Origin of the sequence: Companilactobacillus zhachilii, from assembly GCF_003606365.2 — a bacterium.
GTDB lineage: Bacteria > Bacillota > Bacilli > Lactobacillales > Lactobacillaceae > Companilactobacillus > Companilactobacillus zhachilii.
In genome coordinates, this window is sequence record NZ_CP031933.2 from 1428050 (window position 1) to 1450083 (window position 22034).

The 22034-nt window shown below is 36.0% G+C and carries 13 protein-coding genes, 1 other RNA gene and 1 pseudogene; 10 read left to right on the top strand and 5 right to left on the bottom strand.

Annotated elements, in window-relative coordinates; all coding sequences use genetic code 11:
- Nucleotides 1-22: 22 nt before the first annotated feature.
- The 6 genes from D1B17_RS06525 to D1B17_RS06550 all read left to right on the top strand — a co-directional run bounded on the left by D1B17_RS06525 (nucleotide 23) and on the right by D1B17_RS06550 (nucleotide 12320).
- Nucleotides 23-3520, top strand: a complete 3498-nt coding sequence (locus D1B17_RS06525) for a PD-(D/E)XK nuclease family protein (RefSeq protein WP_120142458.1) — start codon at nucleotides 23-25, stop codon at nucleotides 3518-3520.
- Nucleotides 3513-7205 (top strand): helicase-exonuclease AddAB subunit AddA, encoded by a 3693-nt coding sequence (addA, locus tag D1B17_RS06530; protein ID WP_120142457.1) that lies wholly within the window; start codon nucleotides 3513-3515, stop codon nucleotides 7203-7205. The genes D1B17_RS06525 and addA overlap by 8 nt, the downstream gene beginning before the upstream one ends.
- Complete coding sequence (locus D1B17_RS06535; RefSeq protein WP_240704376.1) at nucleotides 7202-10021, top strand: helicase C-terminal domain-containing protein; 2820 nt, start codon at nucleotides 7202-7204, stop codon at nucleotides 10019-10021. The genes addA and D1B17_RS06535 overlap by 4 nt, the downstream gene beginning before the upstream one ends.
- A 397-nt stretch (nucleotides 10022-10418) precedes the next feature.
- A complete protein-coding gene (locus D1B17_RS06540; protein WP_120142455.1) occupies nucleotides 10419-10898 on the top strand; it encodes a cell wall elongation regulator TseB-like domain-containing protein in 480 nt (159 codons plus the stop codon).
- 148 nt (nucleotides 10899-11046) lie between these two features.
- The gene (locus tag D1B17_RS06545; RefSeq protein ID WP_120142454.1) at nucleotides 11047-11670 is read left to right on the top strand and encodes a DnaD domain protein; all 624 of its coding nucleotides are present in this window, start codon (nucleotides 11047-11049) and stop codon (nucleotides 11668-11670) included.
- The gene (locus tag D1B17_RS06550) at nucleotides 11670-12320 is read left to right on the top strand and encodes an endonuclease III domain-containing protein (RefSeq protein WP_120142453.1); all 651 of its coding nucleotides are present in this window, start codon (nucleotides 11670-11672) and stop codon (nucleotides 12318-12320) included. The genes D1B17_RS06545 and D1B17_RS06550 overlap by 1 nt, the downstream gene beginning before the upstream one ends.
- A 451-nt stretch (nucleotides 12321-12771) precedes the next feature.
- Here D1B17_RS06550 and D1B17_RS06555 read toward each other — a convergent pair whose 3' ends face one another.
- Nucleotides 12772-15216 carry a transglycosylase domain-containing protein gene (locus tag D1B17_RS06555; protein ID WP_240704377.1) on the bottom strand — a complete coding sequence of 815 codons (2445 nt, stop codon included), beginning with the start codon at nucleotides 15214-15216 and terminating at the stop codon, nucleotides 12772-12774.
- Nucleotides 15216-15848: a Holliday junction resolvase RecU gene (recU, locus tag D1B17_RS06560; RefSeq protein WP_120142451.1), complete on the bottom strand. Its 633-nt coding sequence runs from the start codon at nucleotides 15846-15848 to the stop codon at nucleotides 15216-15218. The genes D1B17_RS06555 and recU overlap by 1 nt, the downstream gene beginning before the upstream one ends.
- A gap of 67 nt (nucleotides 15849-15915) precedes the next feature.
- On the opposite strand from recU, the gene D1B17_RS06565 reads away from it, so the two are divergent.
- From D1B17_RS06565 to D1B17_RS06580, 4 genes and pseudogenes are all read left to right on the top strand, one after another.
- On the top strand, nucleotides 15916-16467 hold the full coding sequence (locus tag D1B17_RS06565) for an SLOG family protein (RefSeq protein WP_120142450.1): 552 nt from the start codon (nucleotides 15916-15918) through the stop codon (nucleotides 16465-16467).
- A gap of 62 nt (nucleotides 16468-16529) precedes the next feature.
- Nucleotides 16530-17009, top strand: a pseudogene (gpsB, locus tag D1B17_RS12960) (cell division regulator GpsB); the annotation flags it as partial.
- Between the two features lie 741 nt (nucleotides 17010-17750).
- Nucleotides 17751-18111: RNase P RNA component class B (gene rnpB / locus D1B17_RS06575), an RNA gene on the top strand.
- 256 nt (nucleotides 18112-18367) lie between these two features.
- Entirely contained in the window at nucleotides 18368-19489 is a 1122-nt protein-coding gene (locus tag D1B17_RS06580; protein WP_120142449.1) for a THUMP domain-containing class I SAM-dependent RNA methyltransferase, read from the top strand.
- On the opposite strand, the gene D1B17_RS06585 is transcribed toward D1B17_RS06580, so the two are convergent.
- From D1B17_RS06585 to D1B17_RS06595, 3 genes are all read right to left on the bottom strand, one after another.
- On the bottom strand, nucleotides 19486-20430 hold the full coding sequence (locus D1B17_RS06585) for a magnesium transporter CorA family protein (RefSeq protein ID WP_120142448.1): 945 nt from the start codon (nucleotides 20428-20430) through the stop codon (nucleotides 19486-19488). The two genes, D1B17_RS06580 and D1B17_RS06585, sit on opposite strands and share 4 nt — an antisense overlap.
- A 102-nt stretch (nucleotides 20431-20532) precedes the next feature.
- Nucleotides 20533-21546 carry a lipoate--protein ligase gene (locus D1B17_RS06590; protein WP_120142447.1) on the bottom strand — a complete coding sequence of 338 codons (1014 nt, stop codon included), beginning with the start codon at nucleotides 21544-21546 and terminating at the stop codon, nucleotides 20533-20535.
- A gap of 63 nt (nucleotides 21547-21609) precedes the next feature.
- A complete protein-coding gene (locus tag D1B17_RS06595; protein WP_120142446.1) occupies nucleotides 21610-22014 on the bottom strand; it encodes a reverse transcriptase-like protein in 405 nt (134 codons plus the stop codon).
- Between the last annotated feature and the right edge of the window lie 20 nt (nucleotides 22015-22034).

Genomic DNA, 22034 nt, shown 5'->3' on the forward strand with positions numbered 1-22034 from the left:
GAATTTTTGCGGGTGATTAAAAATGACATTAAATTTTGTACTTGGTAAAAACCAATATGACCATCATCAAAAAATGATGGAATTGTTCCAAAATGACTTTCAAAATGATTCAAAGGGACAATTTTTCTTTCTTGTACCAAATCATATTAAGTTTGAATCCGAAATAAATATCCTCAAATCGTTTGACAAGGGTGACGGAAAAATTGTGGCCACCAATAATGTTCAAACGTTTTCTTTTTCACGTCTTGCTTGGTATTTCTTGCGTGACAGCAGTGATTATAATTTAGAAACCTTAACGCAAACTAAATCAGCAATGTTGTTGAAAGAAATTGTTCAATCGCATAAAAAAGATTTGAAAATTTTTAAACACATGATTGATAAACCCGGTTTTATTGACCAAATGATTGCTCAATTTAATGAATTTTTAAATGGACAAGTGCAGCCAGACGATATTGGTGAAGTTTTGGCACAAAATCAAACCGATGTCTTTGCTGACAAAATTTCTGAGTTGAATTTGATCTATAGCGATTATCTGCAAAAAATCGAGGGCTATCAAACCAATGATTTTCAGTTAAATGCATTGGCAGACTTTTTAAATCAACGTTTAGATACATCCCACTATCATTTTTATATCGAAGGATTTTCAACCTTTACAGCGGCGGAAATGAATTTGGTTAAAACAATGATTATTAATAGTCATAACTTGAACTTGTCATTGGTTTTAACAGAGCCTGATCGGGAAGTGACGGATAATGCTGATTTCTTTTATCGTCCCCGTAATACGTATCAACAATTAAAAGATTTTGCAAAAATTCAACAAATTACTACTAAGAATGTTTTTGCAAAGAAATTGCGAATTAATGACGATTTGGCTAAGCTAGAAAATTATTGGATTGAATCTAGCAGTGCAATGCCAATCAAGGCTAGCTCCTTGGATAACAAAAATAGTGTCCAAATTTGGAAAGCCACTGATAAGCAGACTGAAGTTTCAGCCATTAGTTCGTATATTCGTCGGTTAGTAGCACGCCAAGATTATCGATACAAGGACTTCTTGATTGTCGCACGTAACCTTTCAGAATATGGTTCATTCATTGAATCATTTATGGAAAATAATGAAATCCCATACTTTATTGATCTGCAAAAGAAGATGGCCAACCATCCCTTCAAACGATTGTTGGACCTTTTGTTTGCCATTCATGATAAAGGGATGCAAGAATACGATGTTATTGGCGTATTGCGGACGGAATTATTGATTCCAGAAGTTTATCAAAATGATATTGATGGTTTTCGCCAAGCGGTTGATTTAACCGAAAATTATGCCTTGGCTAATGGAATCACTAAACGAGGTTGGCTAGGTGATAAATTTAGTCCGACCGTCAAGCTGGATCCTAAGGCCGATGCGATTCGTTTGAAAGAATTTGATCAAATCAATGTGATTAAAGATTTTGTCAAAACAATTTTTAAACAGTTAAGTCGTTTTCTAGATGATCCTAAAGATTCAACTAATTGTGCAACTTCGTTGTACAACTTCTTAACTAAAAATAATGTCTTTGATGTGTTATTAAAGTGGCAACAGCAAGCAACTGAACAGAAGAACTTGGCACTTGCTAATCAACCAGAACAAATTGTTGGACTATTCAACCAAATTTTGGATGAATATGTCACTGTTTTTGGTGAGCAAACGTTTGATTCTAAAGACTTTATCAGTATCTTAGACGCCGCCTTTGAGAGTGCTACTTACTCACAAATTCCATCTACATTGGATGCAGTAAGCATTTCCGAATTAGGGATGATCCAACCAGACAACCGGAAAGTAACATTTATTTTAGGTAGTACCACTGGTAATATGCCTGGAGCAACAGTTTCCAATAATTTGGTCACCGATGATGAGCGAGGCTTTTTGAACAATAATTTGACCGACGGCAAGTTTCTCAAGGATTCCGATGAAGTCGTTAACAATGCGGAACCATTTTTACACGACATTACTTTCACAACTAGTTCGATTCGGTTGATTTTTACATATCCTAATCTTTCAGAGGACAGCAAAAAACAAGAATTGTCGAGTTATGTAAAACGAATTCAACAACATTTCAATTTAACGATTGAAGATAAACTAGCTAATCCAGAAATCAACGAAGCTGATTATAATCACGTCCTGGAATACGTTGGATCCAAAGCTTCGACGTTAAACTATTTGATTCGGGTCTCACGTGCAGCTTTAGATAAACGCGTCGATATTCCTAAGGCATGGACATTTGTAAAAAATCAATTGCTTAATCGGGAACCAAAACAAGCTGACTTTGCCTTGAGTTCGCTAGAATATCAAAACAAGCCAGTTGCTTTAACTCCTGAAACAGTTAACGCCTTGTATGGTGATAAAATTCAAGTCTCCATTTCACAATTAGAGACGTTCTACATGAACGAGTATGAATATTTCTTAAAATATGGTTTGCGACTCTATCCAAGGCAATTGTTTGAAATTACACCTGCACAAACTGGATCAATTTTTCACGCTGTCTTAGATGGTTTAGTTAAATACTTGAACAAGACGGGCAAAAAGCTCGTTGATTTCGATGATAGTGAGATCAGTGCCTTAGTGGGTGACTTATTTACTGAGCAAGCTGAACTACCAGAAAATAAGATTTTCAAATCGTCTGATCGGATGCTCTACATTTCTGACAAGCTTCAAAGTACATTAGTGCAATTAGTCAAAAATATGAAATTACAGTACAAGCGTAATAAGTTTGTTCCCAAACGTTCTGAAGTAACTTTTGGTCGTTTGAACAATGAAGAAGATTTGCCATATATGACTTACCAATTGGCTGATGGCCACAAGATCTACGTTCGGGGAAAGATCGATCGCATTGATGAGATGGATTTAGACGACAAATCATATTTGACAATTATTGATTATAAATCGAGTGATCGAAAATTTGATTATGCTCAATTTCTCGATGGCTTAACAATGCAAATGCCTACTTACATTCAAAGTGTTAGCGAAAATTTGGATCGTTTCCAGACGGGTAACAAAGATATCAAAATTGGTGGAGCTTTATACGAACATATCGTGAACCCATTCATCAAGCTGACCAAATCAGGAACGCCATTGCAGCAACAAATTTTAAACAAATTTAAATTACAAGGTATTTTATTAAATGATGAGGATCTGTTGAATAACTTTGATTTGGAAGCTCGAACCAAACAAGATAAGCGTTCTTCCAAATCCCCAGTCGTTAGCTTTAGTAAGAAGGATGTCATTACGGACGATGATCTCTTTAGAATTCTTAACTACAACCGTCATTTAATCAAAAATGCTGGCGAAAAGATTTATTCAGGTAAATTGAACTTGAATCCTTATCGTTATGCTAATAAGACAGCCCTACAATACAGTGATTACCGACCAATTTTTGAATTTGATGCCATGTTACCGGAAAATGAATATCACGATATTATTAATTACAATAAGGAAGATGTTTTAGACAAGATCGCTGAAATTTTGGAGGTGGAAGACGATGCCTAAATGGACTGACGACCAAATAAAAGCAATTGAAAACCGCGGGCACGATATTTTGGTTTCTGCCGCAGCCGGTTCTGGGAAAACGACTATTTTAATTGAGCGAATCCTTCGAGAACTAAAGGGGGATGAGACTCACCAACCAGAAGACATCGAAAACTTATTAGTGGTAACTTTTACCGATGCCGCAGCACAAGAAATGAAAGAACGATTGTTGACATCCTTAAAAAAAGCCGTTAATCAAACGACCGATGCGGAAATGAAACGTCATTTACAAAAACAAATTTTTCACGTGCCGATGGCTAATATCAGTACGATTCATGCTTTTTGTTTGAGCGTAATCAAAAAGTTTTATTATGTGATTGATTTAGATCCTAACTTTCGTTTGTTGAGCGATGATACGGAAAGGTTGATTATTCAGGAACAAGCTTATGATTTGATTCGAGATGATTATTACAGTAAAGCTGATAATGACTTTATCGAATTAACGAATAACTTTACGAATGATCGATCCGATGATGGTCTGAAAGATATTGTCTTTCAAACGTACAATTTTGCGATTACTAATCGTGATACTGAGCAATGGCTCGACAATTTGGTTAAACCATATCAATTTGAAAATAGCTTTGTTGAAACGGATTTTTATAAGCAAGAAATTATCCCGCAAATTAAGCAAAGTATCGATGATTTACGTCAATACAATTTGGAAGCAATTGATTATATCAGCACTGACGAATTAGCTAGTACCTATGCTCCAGTTTTTGATGAGCGCGAAGAAAAATTGGCTCAGCTAGAGGAAGACTTACCAGGATTATCATTTGAGGAATTACGTCAAAGAATCGTCAACTTTAAAACTGACGCAAAGAAAATCACCGTTCGTGCTGCCGATAAAGAGGGCAAAGATACTAGCTTTATGGAAGCTGCTGCAGGAATGGGCAAGGAGTTTAAGACTCGCCAAGATAAATTAGTTGAAGCATATTTCTTGCGTTCTGAAGCTGAGATCAATCAATCATTGCGTCTTGCTGCCAAGCTAGTTACTAAATTAGTTGAAGTTGAACGTCGTTTTATGAAAAAATTTGCTGATCTGAAGGCAAATAATCACGTCCTTGACTTTAGTGATTTGGAACACAAGGCAGTTGCGATTTTGACCGGTGCAGTTGATAATCGCAAGATTGCTCAAGAATATTATCAAAATCGTTTCCATGAGTTAATGATTGATGAATATCAAGATGTTAACGAAATGCAGGATCGGATTGTAGATCTATTATCGAGTGATAATAATCATCGTTTCATGGTTGGTGATATCAAACAATCAATTTATGGTTTTCGCCAGGCTGCTCCACGGTTGTTTACTGAGAAATATGACCGTTTTCAAAAATCTGACAATGATGCTGAATTAGTTCAATTATCGAAAAATTTCCGTTCATCCAAAGCAGTTGACGACTTTGTTAATCAAATCTTTACACGAATTTTTGATAAACAAATTGGTGATATCGATTATGACGATAAGGCTAAATTAGTCACGGGAACAAATTTCCCAGATACGGTTGATACGGTGAATGAATTTGATATTTACTTAGCTCCTAAAAAAGCCGGGGATACAGTCAATACTGTGGACGGTGAAAATGAACTGAGTGATCAAGCAGAAATTAACAAGCGTAAAACATTGATTGGAGCTGCAGCCAAACGGATTCAAGATTTGATCGACAGTGGCTTTGAAATTTATGACAGCAAAATGGATAAAGAAACTGACGCCGAAAAAATTCGACCTTTGAAATATTCTGATATTGCTATTTTGGCGCGAACACGTGATAACAATACGGATATTGTTTCTTATTTTTCCAAAGTTAATATTCCGGTTATGGTAACCGATGCACAAAACTATTTCCAAACCACAGAATTACAAATTATGATGGCCATGCTAAATATCGTTGACAATCCTTATCAAGATATCCCGCTAGTTGCTGTTTTACGTTCACCAATTGTCGGCTTAAATGAAGAAGAATTAGCGGAAATTCGTCTAGTTGATAAACGAAATATGTATTACACAGCAGTTCAAAAGTATCTCAATCAAGAAGCTGATGAGCATATTCAGAACAAGCTCAAATCTTTCTTACTTCAATTAGAAAATTATCGTGATTTTGCCAACAAGAATAGTATTGCCCGATTAATCTGGAAAATTTATCAAGAAACTGGTTTATTGGAATATGTTTCTGGAATGCCTGGTGGTAAACAACGAGCCGCCAATTTGCATGCACTATATCAACGCGCCAACGCCTATGAAGAAAATAATTTTAAAGGGCTACATCAATTCATCGGCTTTATCCAACGGATGCAAGACCTCAATAAAGACTTGGCTCAACCAAATAGTATTGAAGCCAACGACGATACAGTTAAAGTAATGACAGTCCACGGTTCTAAAGGGCTAGAATTTCCAATCGTAATTTATTTGGATATGGGAAAGAATTTCAATTTACGGGATGTAAATTCTAATACGGTTTTTGACGCCCAAAAGGGAATTGGGATTACGATTGCCGATAACGATACTCGATTACAATATCGGACAATGCAGCGTGGTATCATTAGCAACCAAAAGAAAATCTCCACTGTTTCCGAGGAAATGCGTTTATTGTACGTTGCTTTAACTCGGGCCAAACAAAAACTGATCATGTTTGGATTTACTAAAGATGAAACAAAGCTATATCAAGACTTCGATAAGACATCCACAAATCAATTAATAAATGCCTCAGCACGTTTAGGTGCGGGTAATTTCCAAAACTTAGTTGGTATGAGCACTTTGAATGGGGTTGATGCACGTGAGTTCTATAATCCTGATATCAAACTACGCTTTCGTTTAATTCCAGTTTCAGAAGTAGCAAAAGAAGCTCCCAAAATTATTATTCCGGAAACAAATGCTGAAGACATTAATCAGACATTTAAGGATTCGGTCGCTGGAATTTTGGATTTTCAGTATCCACACCAAGAAGCTGTTGAGACCACAGCCTACCAGTCAGTTTCTGAAATCAAAGGTTTATTTGCAGATCCTGATGATGACAACATGGCTGAAGACTTATTTGAAGATAAATCACGTTATAATCTAGGTTCATTTGCTAAGCCACAGTTTTTGACGAAAAAAAAGAAGGTAACAAGTGCTGAAGTGGGTAGTGCCACTCACTTAGTCCTTCAAAAAATTAATATTGAAACAACTCCAACATTGGCTGACTTTGAAGAGTTAGTACAAGATTTGGTTAATCAAAAACTATTAACTTCTGAATTAGCTCAAGAAATCAACTGTCAAAGTTTAGCCGATTTTTATCAAAGTAAGTTGGGACAATTGATTGTTAAAAATCACGAGCATGTTAGTCGCGAATTTCCATGTTCAATTTTGATGCCTGCTGAAAAATTGTTTAAAACCGACGTCAAAGACTATTCCACTAACGATAAAATATTAGTTCATGGTATTATTGATGGTGTGATTGAATTGGATAGCGGAATAGTAATTTTTGATTATAAGACTGATCGAGTGACAGCCCAAAATCATAACGATTTAATTTCGAAGTATTCCGGACAAGTCAATTTATATGCAGAAGCAATTTCTGCTATTAAAAATCAACCCGTGGAGGGTAAATATCTTTACTTCTTGAAGACTAACGAAGCTGTTAATCTCAAGGATTCTGAAGATGAGAGGTGAATGATTTGAAAAATTCTTACGCTGTTGTTGATTTAGAGACAACCAATTCCAATTGGCATGACAACGGGCGTATAATTCAATTCGGCTGTGCCCTTATCGAAGATGGTGAAATTACACATATTTATGATCAAAAAATCAATCCTAAAGTTCCGATTCCTGGTAGAATCACTGCTTTAACTGGTTTGAGTGATGATGATGTTAAGGATTCACCAACATTTGAAGAAGTTGCACCTGATATTTTTAAACTTTTAAAAAATCGAGTTTTTATTGCACATAACGTGAATTTTGATTTGACCTTTTTAAATCGTGAACTTAAACGTATCGGAATGAATCAACTGAATGTCAAAGCTATCGATACTGTTGAATTATCGCAAATTCTCTTCCCAACGATCAGCAGTTATAAATTGCAAGATTTAACGCATTATTTAAGCATTGTTCATAAGAATCCGCACAGTGCTAATAGTGATGCCCATGTAACCGCCGAATTATTTTTAATTATTTTAAAACGGATTCAGCAGTTACCACTAGAAACTTTGCGCATGCTGACCAAATTTGGTAAAAATACCATTCGGGAGACGAATTTAGTCTTTAAAACAACTTTAGAAGAACGTGAACAAATGGCGCGAAGTGAAGTGCTACCAGCTTATTTGTTCGAAAAAAATGGCTTAGTTTTGCGAAAAAAGGATTATCACGTCAGTGAACAAATTGATCATACGACTAAATATCCGCTAACACGTGAGGCTAAGAAAAACTTACTTGATGGGGTCTTGGATTATCGAGTCAATCAATCAAAATTGATGGATAATATTTACAAAACTAGTCAACATCGAGATAAAGTTAAAAAGTGGAATTTGATTGAAGCACCAACTGGGGCAGGTAAGACTTTGGGTTACTTATTACCACTGTCATATCTGGTCAACAGTGACCAAAAATTAGTTATTGCGACGACAACTAAAGTCTTGCAGCAACAAATTTTGGAACAGTCGATTCCCTTATTGAATCAAGTGACACATAATAATTATCACGCTGAAATTGTTAAAAGTAGTTATAATTTTATCGACTTAGACCGTTTTTATGAGGCCTTAGATAATTATCGCCTCCATAGTCATACGGCAATTTTGAAAATGAAAATTATTGTGTGGCTAACAATGACGACCACTGGTGATTTAAGTGAGCTACATTTGACTAATTATAATAGTCCATTGTTTAGTATTATCCGTCATCGCGGTGAGCCTAAGGAAAATACGATTTTTAGTAATGATGATTTTTGGCTCTATCAGCAGAATCGTTATTTGGAATCGAAAATCTTGGTTACCAACCAATCTTTCTTAGCTCGTCATTTAGATAGCCCATTTTGGGGTGGTAATTCTTATTTGGTTATTGATGAAGCTAATCACTTTGCGGGTAGCTTACGGGATGCTAGTTCTCCAACAATAGATTTCTTACAGTTGAATGAATACATCAAGAAGATCAGTGACATTCTTTATCAAAACCGAGTGACTTTGCGTTATGCGTTTACTGAAGTAACAACTCAGTTGTGGAATTATCAAGACCTTCAAAGTATGGAGACCCATTTTGAAGCTGTCGATGAACTGATGGAACGCTTGGAATATAATATTTTTGGAAATTATATCCGCAATAAAGTTCGTTTCAAAGATCGGGAGAATTTTATTTCGATTTTGGATAGTAGCAATGAATTCGGAAAAGATAATAAGGCCTTAATTGAATTGTTATCCGATCTAATTGTTGAATTGTCATTGATTTCAAATCGAGTAGAAACACTGTTTGATCAATATAATTTTCAAAAGAATTTCATCTCAGTTGAATTATCTAAAGTGATTTCTAACCTAACGATTGAAAATAGTAAATTAGAAACCGTATTGAAGAACTTAGATGAACTGTTACAGGCTTTACAAAGTTCTGACGATAAGTTTGGAATCCAACTTGATATGAGAAATTACTATGATCCTAAAACTTTGAAAATCAGTTGGCGTCAGTATGATATTCGTGGATTGATTGAAGCGACGACCGACCAATTTAGTCAAATCTTTGCTATTGGGGCCGCAATTACGATTCAAAAAGATTTTTCACATTTCATTTTGGATACGCAACTCAATCAGAATCAAATCAACCAAATGGTTATCTTGCCTGACACCAACAGTATTTCCAAGAATAGTAAGATTTATTTACCAGCTAATCTGCCTGATATTCAGACACTTTCGAGTGAAGAATACTTTGACATGGTTACAAATTATATCGTTGATATTTTGGATAATTTGGACCACCAAACGATGATCTTATTTAATTCTTTAAATACTTTAAGTAAAGTTTACGAACGATTAATGGGAACAGATGTCAAAGAAAAATGGGAAATCTTGGCACAAGGCGTTACGGGTTCGAACGAAAAAATCAAGAAACGATTTGCTATCGGTCGTCGCTCAGTTTTATTAGGAGCTAATTCATTCTGGGAAGGGGTCGATTTCCCTAAGAAGGTTTTGGAAATTTTAATTGTGACGAGAATCCCATTTGAATCCCCTGAACAGCCTGATGTCAAAATTAAACAAGACATTTTGAAACAACAAGACATGAATGTTTTCAAAGTTGATTCCTTACCAAATGCCATCTTGCAATTACGCCAAGGTCTAGGTCGTTTGATTAGAACACCAACCGATCGTGGAGTTATTTTACTGCTGGATAACAGAATTTTAACTAAGAGTTACGGTAAAACGATTCTTGATTCACTACCAAAGGGATTACCAGTAATCAATGAAGATATGGATTTAATTAAAAAAGATATAAATGAGTTTTTGAATTAGATTAAAAGATTGCTATACTAACGTGTAGTACCAACTAAAGGTTGAAAAATTACCAGTATGATTTAATGGCGTTATAGTCGTTATTGACACTAAAATAGTCAAAGCTACAATATTTACTTACGACTTATTCAAAGTACAGAATAAATTAGCCGGAAGGAACCAGAAAATTGGGTTGCCATGAAGGTGGCGTTAGGGATTTATCCCTTACACCACGGGACGATTTTTGAAATTCGCGTTCCTGGTGAAGTTCAAAATCGAGACGAAAGACCTTGGCTTTCGTCGGTCCCCACAGCAACCAAATTTTCTGGTTCCTGGAGGCGGACGACACAACATATTTAATTTTCAATCTTTAGTTGAATTGCATTATATTATTTTTGTTAACTAAAAAGGACGTATTATGAGCAGAAGTACAAAAGTCTTATTGACCATATCTTTGATTGCATTAGCAGTGGTTTCAGCGTTAACTTATTTGAATTTATCGTTTGCTCCATATTCAAGTGCCAAGTCACAAGCTAATGATATTGCCAAAGAAAAAGCGGGTATCGTTCAACCAGATTATTTTGGTAACTATACTCGTGATAAACAATATTATTCAGTTGGTGGTTTGACAAAAGGGGAGAAATACCGCTATATCATTATTAATGCTAAAAGCGGTAAAACTGATATTTTTAACAAAAATGACGCTCCAGTTCGTCAAACAGTCATTGATACCGTTGCCGCTAAATATAATGCCAAAAAGATTTTGCACATCAATCTTGGCTTGTATAAAAACAAACCAACTTGGGAAGTTGCATTTCAGAAGAAGAATGGCAGTATTGGCTATAACTTGATTGATTTTCGAACAGGTAAGAGCCTTCAGATTATTAACAATATTTAACTAATAAAGTCAGCCGTTGTGAGAGCTTCCACATGTCGTGAAACTCATGCCATGTGGAAGCTCTCACAACGTAGGATGACAATCAAAATTTAAAAAAGTCGAGATTATTTGTTTTCTCGGGCTTTTTTTATTCACTGGAGTAATTAATATGAATGATGAATTATTTAATAGTTTTGTGGAAAGTGGTAGCACTAACATCAATAACTTGATTTTGAAAAATTATCATAATTTGGGTATGACGGAAAAGGATCTAGTTGTCTATTTGGCGCTCACAATGTACGCACAGCAAGGAAATACTTTTCCAATGGCCAAAGACTTAGCTGCTGATACGGGCCTTGATGAAACTAGTATTTACGCGATTATCCAAGGAATGATCAAATTGGGGATTATCGAATTAAAGACGGTCATTGATCACCACCAGCAGCGAGATATTTATTCATTAACCCCAATATTTCACCGCATTAAAAATCTCTTGGAACAAAAACAAAATTCTAATCATCAAGACAAATTAATGTCAGATACGGAAGAATTATTTAAAAAAATCGAAGTTGAATTTGGCCGACCCATTTCGCCAATTGAGCAGGAACAAATCCATCAATGGATCGATGACGACCATTACAGCATTGATTTGATTGATTTATCACTTCGAGAGGCTGTTTTGAATCAAGCATATTCATTAAAGTATATGGATCGCATTCTCATTAGTTGGGAAAAGAGTAATATTAAGTCAGCAGAACAATTACAAGAACGTCGAAAGAAGTTGGGATATTAATGTTAAAAGATGATCAAATAGTCTGGGCCATTCGCCAGATGGAAGAAGATATTGGACCAGTAGGTCCTTCATTAGATTCAAGAACACCATTTCAATATTTAGTGTCAGTAATTTTGAGCGCTCAAGCAACTGATGTTTCAGTCAATAAAGTTACACCGATCCTGTTTGAAAAGTATCCACGTCCCGAAGATCTCATGGATGCTGATATTTCCGACGTGGAGCAAATTATTAAGAGCGTTGGCCTATTCCATAACAAAGCTAAAAACATCATTAAAACGGCTCGTGTGGTTCATGAGGAGTTAAATGATATTGTGCCCGAAACTAGACAGGGGATTATGGCCTTGCCCGGTGCTGGTAGAAAAACTGCCAATGTAGTTTTAAGTGATGTATTCAATCAACCAACTTTTGCAGTCGATACACATGTCTCAGCTATTTCTAAACGACTCCACTTTGTTGATCAAAAAGCGAATCCATTGCAAGTTGAAAAGAAGATTGTCAGCGTAATGCCTCCAGAGGAATTACACCAAGCGCATCATACGATGATTGAGTATGGAAGAAAATATTCGATGAAACTGGACCCTGCTAAGGAAACAAATCAGCTAATAATCGAATGCGATAAATTAAATAAGATTAACGAATCTAAAGGTTGAAAGATAAATATACTGTGAAAATGGTAGTGGGCCGCCTCCAGGAGCCACAAAACTAGATTGCTGTGGGGACCGATTGGAGCCAAAGTACGGTCTCCAATCTCGATTTTGAACTTCGCAAAGCACGCGAATTTCAAAACTCGTCCCGTGGTGTAGGCGCTGAAGCGCCAACGCCACCTTCACAGCAATCTAATTTTCTGGCTCCTTCCGGCTAGTCTATTCGTTGTTTTAAATAAATCTGAGTATCACATCGTAAGCTTGACTACTTTTTTTCGTCAATAAAGACTAGAGTACCAAGACTTAAAGTACATTTGGAAACTTTCAATCTTTTGTTAGAATATAAAAAAAATAGGGTAGATAAATGAAAATTTATCTGCCCTATTTCCGTAGTTGAGTCTATAACCAACATTGAAAAAGAGAACCATTTTGGCTAAACTTTTAAAATTATTTTGCTCTATTCGCTTGTTGAAGAACCGTTAGTAGAAGCGCCACTGTTTGTTGAAGAACCACCAGTATTACCAGTCGTTCCGCCATCAGACGAACCACCGCCATTGGAACTATTATCGCCAGTTGATCCACCAGTGTTGCCATTATTACCACCGGTACTTCCGTTATTGTTGTTATTAGTTGAACCACTGTTACCATTATTGGAATTTGAGTTTCCAGTATTAGTATTATTGTTGGTATTGTTTTCAGATGTATTGGAATCACTGTTAGTTGAATTCTCTTTATCTGAACCAGTACCTGTTTCAGTACTACTGTCCGAACTTGTATCATTTTCTTCATCACTTGACTCAGAACTGCTACTTGAAGGACGGCTTGTCGTGGCTGAATTACTGCTTGAACTCGAAGCACTGCTTGTACTATAGTCAGAATCTTTATAAGGATTATATGGTGCATGTCCCTTAACAAAGAGTTCTCTTGTATATGATGATGGGCTAGAACTTGGTGAAGCAACAATTGGAGTCGTTGAACTCGAATTCTTAATCATTGCTGAAACGACTGAACTAGGTTTCTTCCAATTAGGATTACTATTAGTTTGGTTGGCTAAGTAACTCATTTCAGCCTTGTAGATTTTCCCAGCGACTGATTGATAAGTCGAGGAAATACCACTTTGGTTTGGTGAATCATAGCCGGTCCAAACACTCATTGAGTAATTCTTTGTATAACCGTTGTACCATGAATCCATTGCTGTACCACTTAACGCAGGGTTAGTAGCAATTGCCTCAGAAGAATAGTTAGTTGTACCTGTTTTACCAGCTTGATGTAAGCCAGAGATATTGGCATATGTAGCGTAAGTAGCAGGGACACCCTTCAACATATCGGTAATCATATATGCAGTTGAATCTTTCATGGCTTCTTTGCCAGACTTACTGTAGTTATGAACTAAACCATCGGCTGTTTCAATTTTAGCAACGTAGTATGGCTTGTAGTAAGTACCACCATTTGAGAAGGCTGCATAAGCTGAAGCTCCTTGAAGGGAAGATACTTTACTACCGATACCAGCTGACAATCCTTCGTCACTACCGATTGTGATGCCTAACTTTTTAGCAAAACCTTTTGCCTGAGTAAAGCCAACGGCAGATAAAGTTTTAATGGCTGGGACATTACGAGAATTTACTAATGCTTTACGCATACTCATTTCACCCTCGTATTGTTCATCCCAGTCTTTCAATTGAATATTAGTACCAGGATATGTGTACTCGGAATCATCAACTTGGTGATAGGTTGACCAATTCAAGTATTCAATGGCTGGACCATAGTCCAAAATAGGTTTCATGGTTGAACCATTACTACGACCAGTTTGCACGGCACGATTTAGACCAAATTGAATATCACCTAAATTACGGCCACCGATCATTGCGACAACTTTACCGTTGTTAGGGTTAACGATTGAAGCTCCGACTTGCATCTTAGAATCAGGGAACTGAACATAGTTGTACGAGTTAACAATGTTGTAAAGACGTTTTTGAGCATCATAATCCATATTGACAGTGATTTTTAAATTGTCACGGTATGGATCAAAGCCCTTTTTCTTAACTTCGGTAATAGCTTCCTTGATATAAGGGTCGGAAACAATCCGTTTAGTATTATTACTGTTGCTTACTTTCTTATAAGGTTGTAAACCAGTACTGATGGGCGTGTTGATAGCTGCATCTGCCTGAGCTTTAGTAATCTTATTATTGTTGTACATAGAAGTAATAACTAAATCACGACGTTGCTTTGATTCAGTTGGGTGAGTATACGGATCGTAATTACTTGGTGCATTTGGTAAACCGGCTAACATTGCCATTTCAGGTAGTGTTAATTGTTTCAAAGTCTTACCGTAGTAGTATTTTGCACCTGTTTCCATCCCATAGATACCGTTATTTAGATAAACTTTATTGATATAAAATTCCAAAATCTGTTGTTTAGAGAATTTTTGACTGACACGCATGGCCAGCCAAGCTTCTTGCATTTTACGTTTAAAAGTTTGATCTTTAGTATCAGTTGAAAAAACGGTCAACTTGATCAATTGTTGCGTCAACGTACTTCCACCTTGAAGTGTTCCTTTGGTGACGTTATTAAAAGCCGACTTAGCAATTCTGATCGGGTCAACTCCTAAAGGCTCATTATAGAAGTTTTTATCTTCAATCGAGACCACAGCATCTTGCATCGTCTGTGGGACCTTATCAATCGTAGCGTAATTTCGTTTATTGTCACCTAAAGAGGCAATGGTTTTACCTGAAGAATCAACAATTGTTGAAGAACCACCACTTTGAAGATTTTCCTGGCTCACAGCTGGGGCACTGAATGCGTAGTAGATGAAGACAAACAAAAATATTCCAGCCAAAACGGCAATAATTGAAGCAATCCATTTAAAAATATTTTTGAAGGTGAAGATGTTTTTATTGTTCATTATTTCTCCTTCCCACTTTCTATGAGTTGTTGTACGGCATCAATGTAGGGTAGAGTGGGGTCGTAATTAGCCTTAATTTCAATCGAACAATTGATAATATCTTGTAATTGAATTGATTTGGCACCCTCATGATTTTGCGCATCCCAATGATGAAAGAGGTTATCTGCGGGCATAACAAAATAGCGTTTTAATGTTACGTATTTTATAATAACAAAACAGATGCCACCTTGCTTTTGACACATCCGAAGATGATCAATTTGATGCTGATGGAAATTTTTCAATGGAAAGGTATTTTTATTCTTAGTTTCCTTAGCTTCAAAGTCAACGTAGTAACCATTATAAACGCCATTGTAATCTGTAGTTGAAGCTTGTCTAAAATAGGCTTCCTTTATCACAGCACGACTTCGTTTCGGATAGTCGACTTTTACAATTTGAATTGGTGTTGGTTTTTTATAAATTACAGCGACTTCATGACTTCGATAGTACTTGTTACTTTCATTGATTTCTTCTTCTAAAGTCATCCCCCGATCACCAAAAATCAATTTCTTTTTGGCGGTCGTGTTAGTGGATACCTTTGAAGAAGGTTTTGACGGACTGTTGAAAATTCGTCCGTCGGGGTAGTTTATTTTCAAAATATCAACTCCTACTGTGCAAATTATACCATGATGGCAAAGATATTAATTATTGGGGAGATTCTTTATGATTAAAAATTTATGGATCACTGGGTACCGCTCTTATGAGTTAGGTATTTTTAAAGATAATGACCCAAAAGCTAAAGTTATTCAAGACTTTTTTGAACAACGAATTACGAATTATGCTGAAGACGGTACCGAATGGATCTTAACCGGAGCTCAAATGGGTACTGAACAAATAATCGGTAAAGCAGTACAAGAAGTTCAGAAAAAAGACTATAATATTAAGCATGCAGTGATGTTACCGTTCGCTGAATTTGGTAGTCAGTGGAACGAAAATAATCAGGCATTGTTAAATGTTTTTTTAAGAAATGCTGACTATGTCAATAAAATCACGAATATGAGTTATCATAGTCCTAGACAACTGAAGTTATGGCAAGGTTTTATGCTAGAACATACTGATGGAGCATTGATTTTTTATGATCCCGATAGTGGAGGTAAGCCCAAATATGACTACGAGGCTATCAAAGATTATCAAGATCGTGGCAATGATTATCAGTTGGAACTAATTGATTTTGATTCTATGCAGGATTTTGCTAATATGTTATATGATAACTAAGGTATGAGATAAATCGACAATAATTAACACTGGGGTGTTTAATGATGAATAACATGAATGGAATGAATCAACAAAATGGTAATGGTAACGATGTTTCACTAAATTATCAACCAAACGATATTTTACAAAAAGAGTTCAAGACTAAGATGCGTGGTTATGATCCTACAGAAGTTGACCAATTCTTAGATGGAATTATCAAGGATTACGAAACTTTCTCCAACGAAATCAGTCAATTGAAGTCTGAAAACGAACGTTTAATGCAAGCTCGTAATGCTGGAGCTGGCAATACAGGTAATGCTGCCCAAAATTTTCAACAACCAAGACAAAATAATCGTATGAGACCTCAACAAAAGCCAGCTATGAGTGCTACTGCAGAGTCCTCAACTAATTACGATATTTTAAAGCGTATTTCAAATCTTGAAAAACGTGTCTTTGGTCGCGACTTTTCAAATGGTTTGCCTGAAGATCATGAATCTAAACAATTTGCTTCAGCCGTAGTACCAAACCCAAGTAATATGAATAACCACGCAGGCGTTGAAAGTGGCCATACTGAAATTAATCCCGGTATGAATCAAAACCAACAATCAATGAATAACAATTTTAACAATCCTAATACTTTTCAACCAAATCGTCCAATGAACAACGGTTCAAACCAAGGACAAGGTAACTTTAATGGAAACTTCAATAATTCTAACAACAATATGAACCAATTTTAGAGTATTGATTCTTGATAAATAGTGTAAATATTTTCCTGCTTTATCGTGGGGGAATGTTTACACTTTTTTTTGATTGGGAAAACTGTTGCTCTGCTCTTCCGACTAATTCTTTTTATAATTTAAAAAATGTGTAATGTTAAAGGTATCATATTGAGCAATTCCAATTCTAACAGGCATAATACCTTCATATTACTAAAGGGTTAATCCTTTAAATTTCTAGAACTTCATACGTTTAGAATATATAGAATCAGTAAATATTTCTTTACTATTTCTATCAACCAACGAATAAACTAGCCGGAAGGAGCAAGAAAATCTGGTCGCTGTGAAGGTGGCGTTAGCACTTTAGTGCTTACACCACGGGACGAGCTTTGAAACTCGCGTACTTTGCGAGGTTCAAAGTCGAGCCGAAAGACCTTGGCTTTCGGCGGTCCCCACAGCGACCAGATTTTCTTGCTCCTGGAGGCGGTCGCCAATAAGAAATTTTATTGCCAAATCCACCCAAATCAAATTTTTTTTAATAATTCATACACATTATTTTGATTTTAGTGTATACTATTCAAGTCGGTAAATTACGAGTGATCGCGGTCTAGTTATCTAGGCTGAGGAAAGTCCACGCCCGCGCGAGCTGAGATGCTTGCAGTGTTTGTGCTTGGCCCAATAAGCCAAGGTACCTTTTCGGAGGTAACGGCAGCGAAAGCACTAAGGCTTTTAGCTATGTGTAACTAGCTTGAAAGTGCCACAGAGACGTATTATTGTGAGAAATTGCAATGGTGGAACGAGGTAAACCCCGCAAGCGGGCAACCCAAACTTTGGTAGGGGCGCTTCATAACGAGAAATGAATCTACTGTGAAGGCTTAATTGTAGATAGATGATTACTTATGGTAATAGGTCGCCAACCTATTACTTGGACAAAACGTGGCTTATAGGAGTTTATCGAGGCAGAGGGACGACTTGTTCGTCCTTTTTTTATACAAAAAATTAGGTAAACATTCTATTTTCACACTTAAAAGTCACGAATAACGTGTTATTATGACATAGTCATACAATACAAAAACAGTGGAGTTTACACTGCAATACTCAAACTATTCAATTATTTATCAAAAAACGAAGAACAAATCAGCCAAAGGAACCAAAAATTCAGTTCCCAAAGGCAGCATAAAATTAAAAACAAATAGAGGAGCAATATGAAATTAATTGCAACGATGTCAAGCGGTTTTGAAGCTATAACTGCAAAAGAATTACAAAATTTAGGATACGAAACTAAAACTGAAAATGGCAAGGTTTACTTCGAGGGTGAATATGAAGATATCGCCAAGGCCAATTTATGGCTACGTAGTGCTGATCGAATTAAAATTTTGATTGGTACTTTTAAAGCCACGACTTTTGAAGAGCTATTTGATAAAGTTTACGCTATCGACTGGGACAACTGGTTGCCATTGAATGCAGCTTTCCCAATCAAAGCTAGAACGGTCAAGTCACAATTACATTCAGAACGTGACATTCAAGCGATTACCAAAAAGGCCATCGTTAACAAAATGGCTGACGTATTTATGCGCCGTGGTCGTTTGCCTGAAACTGGTGCAAAATTTCAAATTGAAACAAGAATCCATAAAGATGTTGTCGAAGTAACACTTGATACAACTGGTGAATCTTTATATAAACGTGGCTACCGAATTGAACACGGTGCTGCTCCTTTGAAGGAAAATTTTGCGGCTGCCATGATTTTACTAACTGTTTGGCATCCTGAAGAAGATCCATTTATGGATCCAACGACTGGTTCTGGAACAATTGCTATTGAAGCTGCCCGCATGGCCAAAAATATTGCTCCTGGTATCCAACGTCATTTCTTATTTGAAAATTTTGATTGGTTTGATGATAAGATTTTGGAAAACTTAAAAGAAGAAGCCAAAGCTGGTGTCAAAAATGACATCGACTTAGATATCTTTGCGAGTGATATTGATGGTTCAATGATTGACGTCGCTAAACTAAATGCTCATGATGCCGGCGTTTTACATGATATTCGTTTTAAACAAGTTGCCGTGAAGGATCTAAAGATTGAAGGGGAGTATGGAACGATTATTACTAACCCTCCATATGGTCAACGAATGAGTGATATGGAAAATGTTCGTCGTCTATACAAAGAAATGGGAGAAGTCTTTGCGACTGCCCCCACTTGGAATAAGTATATTTTGACTAGTGATACTGAGTTTGAACAATATTACGGTTCAAAAGCTACAAAGAAACGTAAATTGTATAATGGTTCATTGAGAACTGATCTTTATCAATACTGGGCTAAAAAGCACTAAAGACTATCACGCCGGTGTAAATCCCAGAGAATGACTAAAATAATAACAATCGTGACGATTAATGAAAAAATCCATGACCATCCTTGGTCAGCAACTGGTAATTTCATATTCATCCCGTAAAAGCCTGATACGATCGTGGGAATACTGAGAACAATTGTGTAAATTGTCAGTACTTTCATGGTCGTATTTGTTCTATTATTCAAAATATTATTGTAGGTATTAGAAATTCGATCAATGATATCAGACGTCAAGTCAACTTGATTTTTGATTTGTTCAATTTCAATCAAGGAATCGTGTAAATGTTCGCGAGCTGCTTTATTTAAATGTAAACTCTTGACGTTACCGGTAGAAATTAATTCTAATTGTTTAATGACTGTTAAATTTCCATTAATCGCGGTATTGAGGTAAGTAGTTAAATCTTCTAAATCAGCTAAGTCCAAAATTTGTCTTTCAGATGAATGGTGCTTCTTAATTAAAGCTTGAATATGGTTACGCTGGACATCAGTCTCACTAATCTGGTCACTGTAATCGCTCGAGATCTGATCAAGCGTATTGAAAATAAACTCCCAAATTTCTTTTTGGGCTTCTGGTTTTAAGTGATCCTTAGCTGCCAATAAATAGTCCTTTAAATAATGAGTGGCATCGTTGGTAAACAGAAATAGCTGTTCATCTTTAATGGCAAAGGAAATTGGTAAAACTCGTTGTGAAATATCGGCTATTTTATTATTTTCATTTTGGACGTTATAAACCATTAGGTAAGTATCGGTAATCTCGTCGTATTCAAACCGAGCTCGTTCATTTTCATCATCAGCATAATCTAGGATTTCGTTTGTTAAAGCATATTTTTCAATCAAGATGGCACGATCAGTATCATTCAAGTCATTGGTTGAATGCACATCGACCAATTTCACGCCTTGATTTAATATAATTTCATTAATCATTTTTTTCTCCTCAATAATGATAATCATACCAAAAATAAAAAGCAGGTTGAGAATAATTTTTCTCAGCCTGCTTTTTTAGAGAATTCTGCTTAAATTTAGCGATTAAGGAGTAAATAGCTTACCTAATTCTTCTTCAGGGATACCCTTGAAGTAATCATCTAAATTGAATTCGTTAAGAACCTTCAAAATTTCATCACGATCAAATTTAATATTTACTAATTTTTTCTTAATGTCGTTAACATCCTTCATACCGAAGAAGTCACCATAAATTTCAACATTTTCAACTTTTCCGCCAACAATATTGTAACGGACATCAACTGTACCCATATCAAAATGTTTTCTTTGTTTGGCAGTAAAGGCAGGGGATTTACCGTAGACCCAATCCCAGTTGTAATAATATTGTTCTTTAATTTTATCAATTTCTTTTTGTTGATCTGCTGAAACAATGTATTCATGATCTTTGATTTCATCCAAACTATTGGCATGGAATAACTCCAATAACAAACGGTCACGGAATTGCTCAGTTGTTAGATTTTGGTACTCTGGAGCCAAGTAGGGACGTAAATTAGTTACACGACTACGAATTGACTTAATACCCTTAGATGCAATTTTATCCTTTTGGACATGTAAGGCCTTAGTTAGGACGTCTAGATCAACGTCAAGTGATAATGTTCCATGTGAGAATGTCTTACCATTTCTTGAGTACATTGCATTACCAGAGAACTTCTTGCCATCAACTAGTAAATCATTTCGACCAGAAACTTCGGCTGTAGTAGCACCCATTTGGTGCAATGCATCGATAATTGGTTGTGTAAATGATTTGAAATCACCAAAGTTCTTATCATCGGAATCGACCACAAAACTAAAGCAAAGATTACCAAGGTCTTGATAAACAGCACCACCACCAGAAATACGACGTGTTACAGTAATATTATTGTCCTTGATATAGTCGCTATTGATTTCTTCAATAGTATTTTGATTCCGCCCCACAATGATACATGGTTTTTCAATGTAAAAAAGTACCAATGGTTCATCGAATTTCACATTGTTCATCAAATATTGTTCAGTAGCCAGGTTATCACGAATATCGCGGTCTTTCATCACAACATAGTACATAAGGAAAACCTCCTCTTGAATTGAAAACGTTTTTATAGTAGCACAGATTGTGAAAATCAGAAACTATTTATCACCATGTTTTCGAATATTTAACATTTTTTGATGAACCAGTGCGTGTGCCGCACCATTGTCTTTATCCGCAATATGTTTGGCAAAGTATCCTGGAAATTTATCCAGCTCATTTAAAATGTCATCTAATATCGGTTGATAGTGTTTCGAATAATTTTTATCCAAACTGTCTATCACAATTTGGCTATCAGAATGAATTAAAATTATCTCATTATTCCAATGTTCGTTTATAATCTTTTGGAGGGCAATTTTTAATGCCAAAAATTCCAAGTAATGGTTATCGGTGTTATCCTGATGTAGTGCCTCTTTATAAGTTTTTTCATTACACCTTATAACGAAGGCTACTACACCAAGATTTAGATTAGTATTTAATCCAGCGTCGGTGTACAATTTAATCATATTATTTAGAACCTTTCAGG